Origin of the sequence: Microcella alkaliphila (assembly GCF_004216855.1) — a bacterium.
Classification (GTDB): Bacteria; Actinomycetota; Actinomycetes; order Actinomycetales; family Microbacteriaceae; genus Microcella; species Microcella alkaliphila.
Map to the genome: position 1 here is coordinate 154,660 of NZ_SGXT01000015.1, position 15,134 is coordinate 169,793.

Annotated in this window: 12 protein-coding genes; 1 reads left to right on the forward strand and 11 read right to left on the reverse strand. The window is 68.9% G+C overall.

The features are described 5' to 3' along the window. Positions 1-203: 203 nt before the first annotated feature. The 7 genes from EV140_RS07980 to hemE are packed head-to-tail and all read right to left on the reverse strand — an operon-like array spanning position 204 to position 7,805. Positions 204-1,571 carry a glutamate-1-semialdehyde 2,1-aminomutase gene (locus EV140_RS07980; protein WP_130282777.1) on the reverse strand — a complete coding sequence of 456 codons (1,368 nt, stop codon included), beginning with the start codon at positions 1,569-1,571 and terminating at the stop codon, positions 204-206. Then, entirely contained in the window at positions 1,568-2,566 is a 999-nt protein-coding gene (hemB, locus tag EV140_RS07985; protein WP_277871099.1) for a porphobilinogen synthase, read from the reverse strand. Before hemB ends, EV140_RS07980 begins: the two co-directional genes overlap by 4 nt. Further along, complete coding sequence (gene hemC, locus EV140_RS07990; protein WP_130282779.1) at positions 2,563-3,543, reverse strand: hydroxymethylbilane synthase; 981 nt, start codon at positions 3,541-3,543, stop codon at positions 2,563-2,565. The genes hemB and hemC overlap by 4 nt, the downstream gene beginning before the upstream one ends. After that, positions 3,540-4,826 carry a ferrochelatase gene (locus EV140_RS07995; RefSeq protein WP_130282781.1) on the reverse strand — a complete coding sequence of 429 codons (1,287 nt, stop codon included), beginning with the start codon at positions 4,824-4,826 and terminating at the stop codon, positions 3,540-3,542. Before EV140_RS07995 ends, hemC begins: the two co-directional genes overlap by 4 nt. Beyond that, complete coding sequence (gene hemQ, locus EV140_RS08000) at positions 4,823-5,488, reverse strand: hydrogen peroxide-dependent heme synthase (protein WP_130282783.1); 666 nt, start codon at positions 5,486-5,488, stop codon at positions 4,823-4,825. The genes EV140_RS07995 and hemQ overlap by 4 nt, the downstream gene beginning before the upstream one ends. Next, positions 5,485-6,729, reverse strand: a complete 1,245-nt coding sequence (locus EV140_RS08005) for a protoporphyrinogen/coproporphyrinogen oxidase (RefSeq protein ID WP_130282785.1) — start codon at positions 6,727-6,729, stop codon at positions 5,485-5,487. Before EV140_RS08005 ends, hemQ begins: the two co-directional genes overlap by 4 nt. Before the next feature lie 5 nt (positions 6,730-6,734). After that, positions 6,735-7,805, reverse strand: a complete 1,071-nt coding sequence (gene hemE, locus EV140_RS08010; protein WP_130282787.1) for a uroporphyrinogen decarboxylase — start codon at positions 7,803-7,805, stop codon at positions 6,735-6,737. A 131-nt stretch (positions 7,806-7,936) separates the two neighbouring features. Here hemE and EV140_RS08015 point away from each other — a divergent pair, with 131 nt between their 5' ends. After that, positions 7,937-9,211, forward strand: coding sequence for a glutamyl-tRNA reductase (locus EV140_RS08015; protein WP_157985631.1), 1,275 nt, complete (start codon positions 7,937-7,939; stop codon positions 9,209-9,211). Here EV140_RS08015 and EV140_RS08020 read toward each other — a convergent pair. The 4 genes from EV140_RS08020 to EV140_RS08035 all read right to left on the reverse strand — a co-directional run bounded on the left by EV140_RS08020 (position 9,152) and on the right by EV140_RS08035 (position 15,105). Then, on the reverse strand, positions 9,152-9,559 hold the full coding sequence (locus tag EV140_RS08020) for a pilus assembly protein CpaE (protein ID WP_130282791.1): 408 nt from the start codon (positions 9,557-9,559) through the stop codon (positions 9,152-9,154). The genes EV140_RS08015 and EV140_RS08020 overlap by 60 nt on opposite strands. A 136-nt stretch (positions 9,560-9,695) precedes the next feature. Continuing rightward, positions 9,696-11,621 (reverse strand): hypothetical protein, encoded by a 1,926-nt coding sequence (locus EV140_RS08025; RefSeq protein ID WP_130282793.1) that lies wholly within the window; start codon positions 11,619-11,621, stop codon positions 9,696-9,698. Positions 11,622-12,238: 617 nt separating this feature from the next. Next, positions 12,239-13,150, reverse strand: coding sequence for a serine hydrolase (locus EV140_RS08030; protein WP_241971370.1), 912 nt, complete (start codon positions 13,148-13,150; stop codon positions 12,239-12,241). Beyond that, entirely contained in the window at positions 13,144-15,105 is a 1,962-nt protein-coding gene (locus EV140_RS08035; RefSeq protein ID WP_130282795.1) for a M13 family metallopeptidase, read from the reverse strand. Before EV140_RS08035 ends, EV140_RS08030 begins: the two co-directional genes overlap by 7 nt. Between the last annotated feature and the right edge of the window lie 29 nt (positions 15,106-15,134).

The window sequence follows — 15,134 nt, forward strand, 5'->3', positions numbered from 1 at the left end:
TCCTGAATTCTGGACGTCAGATGACGTCGAGGGGGCGGCCTACTGATTAGGTTGAGCCGTCCTTCTGACTCGGGTAAGCCGACCTTCTGATCGGGTAGGGCAGCCTTCCGACTGGCCTCAGAGTGGTCGTTAGGCCTCCGCGCTCGACGACGTCGTCGCACAGCTCGCAGCCGCCGTCGCCGAGATCGGCTGAGGCTCGCCCCTCAGCCAGCGGGTCGGGCGGCCGCTGCGGCTTGTGCCGCTGGCCTGGCCGCCGCGAGCACCCGCTCGACCGCGCGCGCGTCGTGCGCAGCCGAGACGAACCACGCCTCGTACACGCTCGGCGGCAGCGAGACGCCGTGCTCGAGCATCGCGTGAAAGTACGGACCGAAGCGGAACACGTCTTGCGCCTGCGCCTCGGCGTAGTTCTGCGGGGCGCTGTCGCGGAAGAAGATCGAGAACTGCGAGCCGGCCCACGCAACCGTGTGGGCGACGCCCTCCGCACTCAGCGCATCCGAAAAACCAGAAGCGATCTCGTGTGCGACGCGCGGCAGGTGCTCGTAGACGTCGGGGCCTGCACCCCGCAGCATGGCGGCGCCGGTCGCGACCGCAACGGGGTTCCCGCTGAGGGTGCCCGCCTGGTACACCGGGCCGAGCGGCGCGAGTAGGTCGAGAATCTCGGCGCGGCCGCCGAGGCCGGCGAGCGGCAGGCCGCCGCCGATGATCTTGCCGAAGGTCATGAGGTCGGCGTCGTACGGCACGCCCTCGCGCTCTTCGAGCCCCCACCAACCGGCGGCCGTCGAGCGGAACCCGGTCATGACCTCGTCGACGATCAGCAGCGCGCCGTGCGCGTGCGCCGTGTCGGCGAGCAGCTTGTTGAAGCCGGGCTTCGGCGGCACGACGCCCATGTTGGCGGCGGCGGCCTCGGTGATGACGGCCGCAATGCGCTCGCCGTGCGCGGCGAAGACCTCGGCGAGCGCCTCCTCGTCGTTGTACGGAATCACGATCGTCTGCGCGGCCGTCTCGGGGGTGATGCCCGCCGAGCCCGGAATACCGAGCGTCACAATGCCGGAACCTGCCTCCGACAAGAGCGAGTCGGAGTGCCCGTGGTAGTGCCCGGCGAACTTCACGAGCAGCGGCCGCCCGGTCGCGCCGCGCGCGAGGCGGATCGCCGTCATGGTCGCCTCGGTACCGGTCGAGACGAGGCGCAGCTTCTCGATGCCGCGGCGCTCGGCGCCGTCCGGCCCGGTCAGCGTCAGGCGGTCGAGCACGAGCTCGGCCAACTCGACCTCACCGGTGGAGGCGGCGCCGAATCCGAGCCCCTTCTCGACGGCCGCTCGCGCCGCCGCGATGACGTCAGGATGCGCGTGGCCAAGCAACGCCGGCCCCCACTGCCCCACAAGGTCCACATACTCGGTGCCCTCGACGTCGACGACGTACGGCCCGTGACCGCTCGCGAGGAAGACGGGCGTGCCGCCGACCGAGCGAAACGCGCGTACCGGGGAGTTCACCCCGCCGGGCGTGACAACGAGCGCCCGCTCGAACGCTTCGGCGTTGGTGGTGGGGGTGCGGCCCGAAATGAAGCGGGTCATGAGAGGAGTCCCTTCTGGGCCAGGTCGAGCGCGGCGTACGAGAGCACGGCGTCGGCCCCCGCGCGGCGAATCGACAGAAGCGCCTCGAGCTGGGCGCGGTCGCCATCGAGCCAGCCGTTCTGCGCGGCGGCGGCGATCATCGCGTACTCGCCCGAGACCATGTACGCCCAGACGGGCACGGTCGAGATGTCAGCAACCTGGCGCAGCACGTCGAGGTAGGCGAGCGCCGGCTTCACCATGACGACGTCAGCGCCCTCGTCGAGGTCGATGAGCGCCTCGCGCACGCCCTCGCGCCCGTTCGCCGGGTCGAGTTGGTAGCTGCGGCGGTCGCCGGTGAGCTGCGAGTCGACGGCGTCGCGGAACGGCCCGTAGAACGACGAGGCGTACTTCGCCGAGTAGGCGAGCAGCGCGACGTCGGTGTGGCCCGCGTCGTCGAGCGCGGTGCGCACGGCGGCGATCTGGCCGTCCATCATGCCGCTGAGGCCGAGCAGCTGCGAGCCCGCCTCGGCCTGGGCGATCGCCATGGCGGTGTAGCGCTCGAGGGTCGCGTCGTTGTCGACCCGGCCGCGCGCATCCACGACGCCGCAGTGGCCGTGGTCGGTGAACTCGTCGAGGCAGAGGTCGGTCTGCACGACGAGCGCGCCGCCCACCTCGGCGGCGATCGCGCGGGTCGCGACATTGAGGATGCCCTCGGGGTCGGTCGCGCCCGAGCCCACCGCGTCGCGGGTGGCGGGCACGCCGAACAGCATGACCCCGCCGAGCCCGGCCTCGGCCGCCTCGGCGGCGATGCGGCGCAGGCTGTCGAGCGTGTGCTGCGAGACGCCGGGCATCGAGGCGATCGGCTGCGGGGCGTCGAGGCCCTCGCGCACGAACAGCGGCAGCACGAGGTGGCGCGGCCGGAGGTCGGTTTCGCTGACGAGGCGCCGCATCGCCGCCGACTGCCTGAGGCGGCGGGGGCGGATGCGCGGGGCAAGATCGCGGGAAGCGTCGGTCACGGGGTCCCTCCCAGAGGGGCGAGCTCGGCGGCGCCCTGCTTCAGCAGGTCGTCGACGACGCGGGACGCCGCGTCCTCCGCCGGGGTCTTCGTGTCTTCGAGGTACAGCGCGTGGGCGCTCGAAACGCGCTCTCCCGTCTCGGGCGAGTACACGCGGGCCGAGAGGAAAAGCATGCCGCCGTCGATGAACGCATGCGCGCCGAGCGGCGCCGAGCAGCCGGCTTCGAGCAGGCGCAGCACGGCGCGCTCAGAGTCAACGGCGACGCGGGTCGCCGTGTGGTCCATACTCTTGAGCGCCGAGCGCAGCGGGCCGCGCGTGTCAGCGCGCGTCTCGACCGCGAGCGCACCCTGGCCGGGAGCAGTGGGCCAGCCGTCGATCCCGAGATGCTCGGTGATCACGTCGTCGCGGCCGATGCGCTCGAGGCCCGCGGCGGCGAGTACGACGGCGTCGAGGTCGGCCTCGACACCGGACCCAGCAGCAGAAGACGCTGTGCCGAGCACCCGACCAATGCGGGTGTCGACGTTGCCGCGCAGGTCGACGATCTCCAGCTCGGGGCGACGCCTCCGCAGCTGGGCGCGCCGGCGCGGCGAGCCCGTGCCGACCGTCGCGCCGTCGGGAAGCTGATCGAGCGTGACCGCGTCGCGCGAGATCAGGGCGTCACGCGCATCCGCCCTTTCGGGCATGGCGGCGATCACGAGGCCGTCGTGCGGCGTCGTCGGCAGGTCTTTCAGCGAGTGCACGACCACGTCGCACTCCCCGGCGAGCAGCGCCTCGCGCACCGCGGCGACGAACACGCCGACACCGCCCATGCTCGCGAGCGACGCGGTCGACGTATCGCCGTGGGTCGTGATCGGCACGAGCTCGACCGGCTGGCCCGTGCGGGCCGCGATCGAGTCGGCGACGCGCTGCGACTGGGCGAGCGCGAGGGCGCTTCCGCGAGTGCCGAGCCGGATCGGGGCGGACTCGGCAGGGCTCACGGCTGCAGACCCGAAATGGCCGGCTTAAAGCCCGCGCGCACGTTCTCGCAGCAGCCCGGACGGCATACGTCGTACCAGGGGCCGAGCGTGGTCTCGCGCACTCGCTCGCCGGTCGGCGTGCCGTTGAGGCGCTCTTCGACGAGGTCGATGAGGCCGCTCACGTAGACGGGGTCAACGCCGGGCGTCGGCACGCGAATGGCCCGGAGGTTGTGCTCCTCACAGGTCTCCATCGCCTCGGTGTCGAGGTCCCACATGACCTCCATGTGGTCGCTGACGAAGCCGACCGGCACCATGACGATGGCGGTCGCACCGGCGGCGGCGTGGTCGGCAATGGCGTCGTTGATGTCGGGCTCGAGCCACGGCTGGCTCGGGGGGCCCGAACGGCTCTGGTAGACGAGCTGCCACTCAACGTCCGGCAGGTTCGCGTACTCGTCTTCGGCGCGCAGCTCGGCGAGCGCCTTTGTGATGATCACTTCGCTGACGGCGAGGTGCTGGGCGGCGTAGGCGCCGCCCTCGCCCCAGTCCACATCACGCGGTCCGCTGCGCTCCGCGTCGGTGGTCGGGATGCTGTGGGTCGCAAACAAGACACGCGTCGTCGTGAGGTCGGCGCCCTCCGCGATCAGCGTGCGCAGTGCATCCACGACGCCGGCGACGAAGGGCTGCACGAAGCCGGGGGCGTCGAAGAACTGGCCCACCTTGTCGATGCGCACCTGGCCCCAGAGGCCCGTCTCGTCGAGCGCGCGGGCGAAGTCTTCGCGGTACTGGCGGCAGCTCGAGAAGCTCGAGTAGGCGCTCGTCGCAAGGCCCAGAATCGTGCGGTGGCCGTCGTCGTAGGCCTTCTGCAGGGCCTCGGGCAGGTACGGGTCCCAGTTGCGGTTGCCCCAGTAGATGGGAATGTTCAGCCCGCGGCGGTCGGCCTCGGCCTGCAGGGCGGCCTGCAGCTGGCGGTTCTGCTCGTTGATCGGGCTCACGCCCCCGAAGTGGCGGTAGTGGTGCGCGACCTCCTCGAGGCGCTCGTCGGGGATTCCGCGCCCGCGCGTGACGTTGCGCAGGAAGGGGATCACGTCGTCCTGCCCCTCGGGGCCGCCGAAGCCGGCGAGAATCACGGCGTCATACGCAACCGGCTCTTCAACGCGGCCCGGCAGGGCGAAGCTCTGCGCCGCGTCGGTTGCGGCGCGGGCAAACTGCTCGCCCTCGTAGCGGCCGTCGTTGAGGTCGACGACGACGGCCGTGCCGTCGGGGCCGAGCCCATTGTTCGCCACATTTGATTTGCGCTGTGTCATCGCACAACCTCCAGGATCTGCGCGTCGATGTCGGCGTCGGCAAAGCGCTTGCCGGTGAAGAACGGAACCTCTTCGCGCACGTGCCGGCGCGCCTCCGTGTACCGCAGGTCGCGCATCATGTCGACGAGGTCCAACAGATTGTCGCTCTCCAACCCGAGCAACCACTCATAGTCGTTGAGCGCGAACGCGGCGACCGTGTTCGCGAGCACGCCCGTGAAGGCGCTGCCCTTGCGGCCGTGATCGGCGAGCATCTCGCGACGCTCGGCCTCGGGCAGCAGGTACCACTCGTACGAGCGCACGAACGGGTAGACGCACAGCCACTCGCGCGGGTCCTTGCCGAGCATGAACGCGGGCGCGTGGCTGCGGCTGAACTCGGCCTGCACGTGCACGCCCATCGCGTTCCAGGTCGGCAGCAGCGTCGACATGAGCGGAGCGCGACGGATGGTGCGCATCGCCGCCTGAATCGCCTCGGGGCTCTCTCCGTGCATCCAGACCATGATGTCGGCGTCGGCGCGTAAGCCGCTCACGTCGTACAGGCCGCGCACGACGACGCCGGTGTCGGCGACGGCGGCGAGCGCCTCGGCGACGCCCGCGCCGCTCGCCTCGCGATGCTGGTCGCGGCGCAGCACGGCGTACAGGGTGTAGGCGACGGTGTCGGTCATTCGGTGAGCTCCTTCGCGGTGCGTTCGGCGTGAGAGATGACGGAGGCGAGTCCCGTTCCGGCGACCTGCTCGCCGACCGTCGGGATGCTCGGATGCGGTTCCGCGCGCCCGGCGCGCGTCCACGACACGGCCCGGCTGTCGACGAGCTGCCGGTCGTCGATCGGCGTGCCGAGCAGCGCACTCGCGTCGGCGAGGGCCGTGGCGGCATCGGCGGGTTCGGCGTAGCTGAGGCGCAGCACCTCACGCCCCTCGGCCCTCTCGCGCAGCCACGGCCACTTCGCGGTGGCGTGGGTGAGGGCGCGGGCGCGCACGCTTCCGCCGCGCGCGACGAGCAGGCCGGTGCCGCGTGGGTTGTCCGCGAGCGGTGGTGCGTCGACAACGAGGGTGACGAGGTGGGTCGGGGTGGCGGTGGACGCCGAGCCGGTGAGGCCCGGCGCGGCGAGGATCAGGCGGCCGCGATCGGTGTGCGGTGTCGAACCCGCCCCGGCGAGCACAACCGAGTCGGGTGTCACCTCCGTAGCCCGCGTCTCGGTGACGATGTCGACGCCCACAGCTTCGAGTCGTGCGGCCAGAGCGTCGGTGAGCGTTCGCATGCCTCCCGTGAGCGACGCGACGAGACTGCCGGCGGGGGCGTCGTCGCGCACGCGGCGCACGGCGCGCGTCAGCGAATCGCCCTGCATCATGTGCTCGGGAACGCGCCCGAGCGCACTCAGGGGAACGCGATCGGGATGCTCGGAGTGCACGCCCTCGACGACCGGTGCGACGAGGCGATCCACCACGGCCGTGCCCATGCGCGTGCGCACCAGCTCGCCCACGGTGCACGCGGCGGCGCCGCGTGAGGCGGGTATGAGGGGTTCCAGCGCCGCGCGCGCCGCGCCGCGCCAGCCGAGCACCGCCGCGACATCGCGCGCGAGCGGAGCGCTCGGAATCCCGAAGATGCTGGCGGCGGGAAGCGGGCGACTGCGCCCGTCGACCCCGTGCATCCAGGCAGAAAGGGGCGCAGGGTTCGCGATGCAGTCGTTCAGGCCAAGATCGGTAAGAAGATCGGGGATGTCTGGTCCCCGCGTTGCGAAGGCCTCGGCGCCGGCGTCGAGTTCGATGCCGGCAACGGTGTGACCCGTCACCTGGCCGCCGAGGCCGGCGCGCGCCTCGACGAGGCGCACGGCGCGGCCCGCCTCGGCGAGTCGGAGCGCGACGAGGAGGCCGGCAATGCCGGCCCCCACCACGATGTCGCGCTCCATGCGGCTCAGCCGTTGTCGCTGTATTCGCCGTGCACGTACTGCACGATGCGCGTGAGGACGTCGGGGTCAGTCTCGGGGGGAACCCCGTGGCCGAGGTTGACGACGTGGGCGCGGGCGGCGCGACCGCGTGCGAGAACGTCATCGATGTGGGCGCGCAGCGCGGGCCAGGGTGCGCCCAGCAGTGCTGGGTCGATGTTGCCCTGCACGCTGACATCGTCGCCGAGGATTGCTGCGGCGTCGTCGAGCGGTAGGCGCCAGTCGATGCCGACCGTGTCAACCCCGAGCGCAGCGATGTCGGGCAGGATGCGGTCGGTGCCGAGCCCGAAGTGCACCATGGGCACGTCAAGCCCTCGAAGGTGGTCGAGAGCGCGCTTCGAGTGGGGGGCAACCCGGCGCCGGTAGTCGTCGCGCGAGAGAGAACCCACCCACGAGTCGAACAGCTGCGCAGCGCTCGCGCCAGCCTCGATTTGAGCACGCAAGAACTGACCGGTGATGTCGGCGCACCAGTTGAGCAGACTGGCCCAGGTCTGCGGGTCTGAGCGCATCAGCGTGCGGGCGCGGATCTGGTCTTTCGACGGACCGCCCTCAACAAGGTAGGCGGCAAGGGTGAAGGGCGCTCCGGCGAAACCGATTAGGGGGGTGTGACCCAACTCGGCGACGGTGAGCGCAACCGCCTCCCGCACGGGATCGAGGGCCGCGGGGTCGAGGGGCCGGAGCTTCAGCACGTCGGATGCGGTACGCACGGGGCTGTCGAGAACGGGGCCTCGTCCCGCAACGATGCGCACGTCGACCCCGGCCAACAGGACGGGCACGACGATGTCGCTGAAGAAGATGGCGGCGTCGACGCCGTGTCGTCGCACCGGCTGCAGGGTGATCTCGCTCGCCATCGTCGGCGTCAGGCATGCCTCGAGCATGTCGCCGCCCGCACGCAACGCGCGGTACTCGGGAAGCGACCGGCCCGCCTGCCGCATGAACCAGACGGGCGTGCGCTCGGGGCGCTGCCCGCGGTAGGCCCGCACCAGGGCGGCGCCTGTCGTACGGCCGTCATGGAGCGGATGCGAGGGACTCAAAGGCACGCGCTCCAGGATACGGGCACCGCCGGCCGCCAAACTGATCGAGCGATGAACGCAGAACCCCTGGTCAATGACGGTTACTCGACACTGTTTCCTGAGCAGGCACTCGATATGTCAGGCGTATCATTGTGCGAGTGCTCCTGTGCGTCACCGCGAATCACCGCAATACGCCGTTCGATCTGCTCGAACGGCTTTCTGTTGACGCCGAAGCCCTGACCGCCCAGGTTGCTGCCGCCCACGCCGCCGTTCGGGGCGCTGTCGGCATCTCCACGTGCAATCGGGTCGAGGTGTACCTCGACATCGATGCTCCCGATCCGCTCGCGCGCGAGATCGCGTCTCGAGCCGTGGCCGACGCCCTCGACAACGTCGCGGGAGTCGGCACGTCAGAAGCCCTGACTACCGCAGAGTTGCTTAATGACGCTCGAGCGATTCACCACCTCTTCTCCGTGTCGGCCGGACTCGAGTCCGTTGCCGTTGGTGAGGAGGAAATCGCAGGTCAGGTCAAGCGCGCGGCCTCGCTCGCCCGTGAGAACGGCGCCAGTTCGCCCGCTCTCGACCGAGCCTTCCAGCACGCGATTCGCACGGCGCGGGCGGCCCGCGCCGAGGGTGATGCCAGCCGCACGGGTCGATCCCTCGTCCGTCTCGCACTGGACCTCGTCGGTAGCCGGCTGCGCTCATGGGAGGGCGTCAACGTTCTGCTCGTCGGCACGGGCCAGTACGCCGCCACGACCGTGGCCGCATTGCGCGAGCGCGGTGCCGACCGCATCCGCGTGTACTCGCCGACGGGGCGCGCCCAGGTGTTCGCCGCCCGCAGCGAGACGGAGCCGACCAACGAGCTTGCACCGTCGCTGGTCTGGGCCGATGTCGTCATCACCTGCACAACGCGGCTCTCAGTGTCGGCCACTGACGTGCCCGACGACGCGCGATTCTTCGCCGTCGATCTGGGGTTGCCGCGCAATATCGACCCAGCAGTCGGCGACCTGTACGGAGTAACGCTGCTCGACCTGGAAACGCTGCGCATGCACGCGCCGCTCGTGCACTGGAGCGCCGAGGAGGATGCCCGCGCTGTTGTCGACTCGGCAGCGCACGACTTCGCCTCGCACTCCCAGGTGACTCCCGCGATCGTTGCCTTGCGCGAGCATGTGCTGTCACTCGTCGACGACGAGATCGAGCGTGCACGCCGCCGAGGTGACGACGGTCGCACCGCGGAAGCGCTTCGCCATCTCGCCGGCGTTCTGCTCCACACTCCGTCGACGCGTGCGCGCGCTCACGCGGCCCGCGGCGAGGCGGATGCGGTCAGTAGCGCTGTGGAGGCGCTGTTCGGCATCGAGGTGCCGCGCGCTGCGGCGTCATGCCCGCACGCGGTCGAGCAGGGCGAGCACGGCGAGGCCGTAGGCCTCGGGAGCTGACACGCTCTCATAGCGGCGTTCGTCTCCGTCGATGACCGCGGTGACAACGTATGCATCGTCGGTGCGGTCGAGGCGCCGAAAGGCGGCCCGCAAGAGGTCACGGAGTTGATCTTCCCGGGGTAGCCACAGCGCGTCCTCCACCGCAACGGAGTCGAGCGCCCACTCGGTGGTGCCGTTGAAGCCGAGCACCGTGCCCGTCGCGTAGTGGTGGGGCTCGATAGTGAGGTCGCTCACCGTGAAAATGTCGCTGTCGAATTCTGGCCGGTCGATCTGGAAGCGGTCACCGGATGCGGGGTGCCAGACGAGGCCAGCGGTGCGCAGTTGGCGGGCGAGGGCGGTGCTGATCATGCAGCCACGCTGACACCACGAACCGGATGCCTCCTGTGCGGAAGCATCCGGTTCGCTCAGGGGTGCGGGTCGGGGGCGGGTGCTGCATTCGGGTCAGCTCCCGACCCCCGACCGCGCGGCGCGGGGGTGCTGGGTGTTACACCTCCACGCGACGGCGGGTGGCGACGACGCCGATGCCCGTCAGGGTGATGAGCAGAGCCGCGATCCCGAGCGTTCCGAGCATGCCGCTCGCTCCGGTCACCGCCAGAGTCGGAAGCTCTTGGTCATCGAACGCGAGCGTCGGCAGCGCAGTCGACTCACACAGCACTGTCGAGGCAGGGAACGTCAACGTCCATGACGTTTCCTGGTCTTCGATGCCGAAGCCGAGAAGCGTGACGACCTCGATGTTCACCGTGCTTCCCGTGATGGCCGTGTACGTGCCTGCGGAACGCTCCACACCGTTCACGAACCACTGCACTCCACCTTGCGGGCTGCTGAGCGTGAACGTGCCAGCAGCGTCACAGGTCACCGGCGTCGTGGAGACCATGGCATCGACGATCGGCAGATCGGGGAAGTCGAAGTCACAGATGAAGTCCGGCTCCTCGAACTCGATTGTCCACTCGGTGGTCGTCCCCTCCGGGAAGAACGCCCCAGCGACCTCAGGGTCGAGGCTCACTTCGACGGTCGGAGTCGAGGTCAACGCGAAGCCGCTCAGACTGAGCTGTTCGGTCGGCTGTCCGTTGACCGTCCAGATTACGCCGGGAGTGTCACTCAGCTCAATCGAACCCAGAGTGTCGCAGGTGAAGTCGGACTCAACCGTCGGCACGACCGGCGTCGGATCCGCAGCGCACTCCGTCGCCGCAGCGACGTCGAACGAGAACGTCTTCGTCTTCTGCTGCCTTGGGAACTCGTATCCAGCGCTGGCTCGTGCCTCAAGCTCGATCTCGCCGGCGACGGCGACAACCTGGGTTCCGGGCTCGACCTCGGTCTCACCGAAGAACCACGTGACACCCTCAACGTCGGGTACCACGAAGGACGCCGTGTTGGTGTCACACGCGAGCGTGAGGTCAACGAAATCGATCTCGTTACAGATGATGTCGTTGCCGGCCGCCTTCGTGACCTGGACTTCAGTCTCTTTCACACCGTCGAACCAGTAGATCTTCATGGTCTCGCTGCCGCGATCGGTGGTGAAAATGTTCACTCCGGGTTGCGCTGTACGCTCGCCGCCGCGATCAGTCCGGTATGCCTCCCAGCGGAATTCGACCGGCTCGCTGTACTCGTTGATGACGCGCCACGTGTTGTCGGGGTCGGGAGCACACTCCTGCATGTAGGTCAGCTTCAGCACGATCCTCTCGGGCGGAGCGCAATCCTGAGGGTCGACAGTGTCCAGCGTGACGACGACAGTGAGTGTCGTGAAGTTGTCGCTGACGTCCCACGTGAAGCTCGGCGCAGTGCTGTCCGCAGGCACACCGGCCGCAGGGCTGAACAGCGGAGCGTTACGGGGATCATCACCAAAGACTGCGCCATTTTCTGCGTCTGCCGCGAAGGTGTAGGTGATCGTGTTGCCGTCAACGACAGGCTCTGCCGCGGTCGCGTTAATCGGGTCGCCGTTCATGCTCACCGTTTGGGCGGCATCACATGCTGGTGGCGTGAAGGTGAACGCAACACTCGCCAGCGGCTCGGTCGTCAGGTCGCAATCGGTGCCCAGGAAGGTGAGGAGGTCGTCGTGCCGCCATTCATAGAGGGCCGGTCCGATTCTCATGTCGGGGTACAACAAGGTTGCGGGCCACGTGAAGTCGCCGAAGTGGCGAACCTTGTCTTGCTGCACTCCCCAGCCCCCGGCACAAATATCTACGGGGAGGAAGGCGCTCGGGAAGTCGGCCGGCGTAAACCAATCGGTTCCCGTCTTCGAAAGCACCAGCCTCTGCTCAAGTGAGTTCGGCCACGAGGCGGGCAGAGCCGGGTCACGCTTCTCGTAGATGTACATTCCGACCTCGAGGACCTCGGTCGGAGTCGGAGTCGGAGTCGGGGTCGGAGTCGGGGTCGGCTGCGGCGGACCCTCCGGCTGGGGGCAGTCGGCCACAGTGGGTTGGAAAGCACCGTCCACATAGCCGATCGCGATAGTCCTCCCATGCCTGTCCGCGAACGGAGCCGGGAATGTGCCCGTGAAACCGGTGATCGAGTTGGTACCCACGGTCTGAGGCTGGTTGGCGTCCCGGAATCGCTCATTCGCGCCCGGGGTGCCGACGTACTTGCAGATGTAGACCTGATTATGGGGCCACTGATTTCCCCGCTGTTCGCCGCTTTCTGCGACCAAAGGGGGCTCGGTGGTAGCGAGGGCGGCGCCAGCACCGCCGACGCTCATACCGAGCGCGAGGACGGTTGCTGTGGCAACCGCAAGTATGCGTTTGCGCAACATGATGTATCAGCTCCTGGGGGTTGGGAGCACTGCGCGTCCGCGAGGGCGCGCGGCATTCGGGTATGGGTGGTGCAACACGGTGGGTACCGCGTTCTCGCAGTGGGTGCTGCGATTCGGGTGTTCGGGTGACCGCCGACCTATGGCAAACGTCGGGTGCGCCACATTCGGTGGTCGCCGCCACTCTAGTGACCCTGAGAAAGACCCGACAACGTAGACTGTCTAGTCTAGCCCCGCATTGGGGCATGTGGAGGAATCCACGATTTCACGGACCGACCCGTCGGTCAGTGCACCCAGTCCAAGAGGTCCAAGCCGAAGGTTCGCATCGCATCCATCACCCGCAGTCGAGACGCAAGGTCGCGGTCTTCGAACTGCACGGACAGAGCGTAGGTCAAGCCGGCCCGCGGGCCACGCAACACGCCCGCCTCCGACCGCACGCCCTCGTCTGAGCCGGTCTTGTTGAGCATCCACGTGTTGTGTTCGACGCCGCGGTGCGCGAGCGGGTCATGCCCGAATGCACTCGCCACCATCGAGAGGTCGGTATTCAGCGACAGCCAGTTCAGCACCCGGTCGCTCGTCTGCCGGTCGACGATTTGCCCGTGCATGAGTGCGTGAAACAGCCACGACAACTCGGCGGCCGAGCCGACCGACAGCTGCGGCGCGTGGTCGGGGCCGCGAGCGTCCCGCACGACATCAAGCAGAGCCGTGCGCACGAGCCCGAGCTGCTCGGTGCGTGAGCGCACCGCGTCCAGCCCGATTTGGCGCAGCAACACGTTGGTCGCCAGGTTGTCGCTCGTCGCCCCGACGAGCGCCGCGAGGTCGGCGATGGGCATCGCCGGCGCCTGGAGGTGCTGCCAGAGGCCGCTGTCGGCGGCCGCGTCTTGGGGTGACCGGTCGACGATGGCGAAATCCGACAGTCGACGCTCGGTGAGCCGCGCACTCACCTCGACGAGCAACAGAATCTTTCCGACGGATGCTGTCGGCAAGACAATGCGCTCGTCCACGGCAAAGATGGGCCGGCCCGTGTCGAGCTCGAGAACCGCGACCGACACCCGCGCGCCCTCGTAGGCGAGCGCACCCAGCGCGCGGAATGACGGTCGGAAGGAGGGGTCGCGTTCGAGGGCGACGTGGCGCGCCGACGTGGGGACAGCGCGTCGCGCATCCCGTCGTCGTGTCAGCGGCGCCTCTTCTACCAAATGGTGACCCGCTCCTCGGGGGCGAGCCACAGCTCGTCATCGGGGGTCACACCAAACGCGTCGTAGAATGCGTCGATGTTGCGCACGATCTGGTTGCAGCGGAACTCGTTCGGCGAGTGCGGGTCGATCGACAGCAGCCGCAACGCCTCTTCGGGGCGGATCGCGATCTGCCACGCCTGCGCCCACGACAGGAAGAAGCGCTGTGCGCCGGTCAAGCCGTCGATCACCGGGGGTTCGGCGCCGTTCAGCGACAGGAGGTACGCCTTCCACGCGATGCCGAGCCCGCCGAGGTCACCGATGTTCTCGCCGATCGTCAGCGCGCCATTCACGTGGTGGCCCGGCGCTTCCGTCGGCTCGAGCGCGTCGTACTGCGCGATCAGCGAGCCGGTGCGCTCTTCGAACGCCGCGCGGTCCTCGGCCGTCCACCAGTCGCGCAGGGCGCCGTCGCCGTCGTAGCGCGAGCCCTGGTCGTCGAAGCCGTGGCCGATCTCGTGGCCGATGACCGCGCCGATTGCGCCGTAGTTGGCCGCCGCATCCCGATTCGGATCGAAGAACGGGAACTGCAGGATCGCCGCCGGGAACACGATCTCGTTGAAGCCGGGGTTGTAGTACGCGTTGACCGTCTGCGGGGTCATGAACCACTCGTCGCGGTCGATTGGCGCGCCGATCTTCGACAGCTCGCGCTGGAACTCGAACTCGCCAGCCGCCCGCACGTTCGCCAGCAGATCGGCGGGGTCGACGGCGAGCGCCGAGTAGTCGCGCCAGCGGGCCGGGAACCCGATCTTCGGCGTGAACTTATCGAGCTTGTCGAGGGCGCGCTCGCGGGTGGCGGGCGTCATCCACTCGAGCGTCTCGATCGACTGACGGTAGGCGGCGACGAGCATCGCGATGAGCTCGTCCATCTGCTCCTTCGCCTCCGGCGGATAGTGCCGCTCGACGTACACCTTGCCGACCGCCTCACCCATCGCAGCCTCGACGAACGAGACGCCGCGCTTCCAGCGCGCGCGCAGTTCGGGGGCACCGGTGAGGGTGCGGCCGTAGAAGTCGAAGTTTTGCCGCACGAAGGCGCCCGATAGGTAGGGGGCCATCGAGCGGACGGTGTGCCAGCGCAGCCAGTCGCGCCAGTCGTCGAGCGGGGCGTCGTGCAGGACAGCGACGAAACCCTCGGTGAAGTCGGGCTGACGCAGCACCACCTCGGCGAGCGCCGCCTCGGGAATGCCGTAGCCGTCGCGCCACAGCGTCAGGTCGACATCGCCGGCGACAGCTCGCCACTCCTTCCACGAACGCAGGTTGTAGGTGGCCTGTGCGTCGCGATTCTTCACGGCCGACCAGTGGTGGGCCGCGAGCGCGGACTCGAGCGCGATGACCCGCTCGGCGCGATCCCCCGCGTCGTCGAGGCCGGCGAGCGCCAGCATCGCCTCGACGTGCGCGCGATACGCCGTGCGGGTATCGGCGTGCGCGTCCTCCCGGTAATACGACTCGTCCGGCATGCCGAGTCCGCCCTGTTCGACGAAGACGAGATAGCGCTCGGGGTTTCCGGGGTCGTTGTCGACGAACAGCTGCAGCGGGCCGCTGACGCCTTGGCGCTGCAGCGTCCCGATCGTGGTGATCAGTGCATCCCGATCGGCGATCGCATCGATGTGCGCGAGCAGCGGCGCGAGGGGTTCGGCTCCGAGAGCCTCGATGCGCTCCTCGTCCATGAACGACGCGTAGAGGTCGCCGACCTTGCGTTCCTCGGTGCCCGGCTCGGCGGTCTGCGCCTCCTCGATGATGGTGCGCACCGCCTTCTCGGCCTCTTCGGCGAGCACCATGAACGATCCGAAGCGCGCCTTGTCGGCAGGGATTTCGGTGCGGGCCACCCAGCGGCCATTCACGTGCCGGTAGAGGTCGTCTTGCGGACGGATGCTCGGGTCGAGTTCGTCACGGAGGATGCCGCTTGCGAGATCTGCAGTCACGAATACCGAGCCTAACTTCTGGGGATCGG

Bases quoted from the DNA above. Each gene is read 5' to 3' on its own strand.
- EV140_RS07995 (WP_130282781.1), bottom strand. From the start codon at position 4,826: ATGACACAGCGCAAATCAAATGTGGCGAACAATGGGCTCGGCCCCGAC.
- hemQ (WP_130282783.1), bottom strand. From the start codon at position 5,488: ATGACCGACACCGTCGCCTACACCCTGTACGCCGTGCTGCGCCGCGAC.
- EV140_RS08005 (WP_130282785.1), bottom strand. From the start codon at position 6,729: ATGGAGCGCGACATCGTGGTGGGGGCCGGCATTGCCGGCCTCCTCGTC.
- EV140_RS07980 (WP_130282777.1), bottom strand. From the start codon at position 1,571: ATGACCCGCTTCATTTCGGGCCGCACCCCCACCACCAACGCCGAAGCG.
- EV140_RS08020 (WP_130282791.1), bottom strand. From the start codon at position 9,559: ATGATCAGCACCGCCCTCGCCCGCCAACTGCGCACCGCTGGCCTCGTC.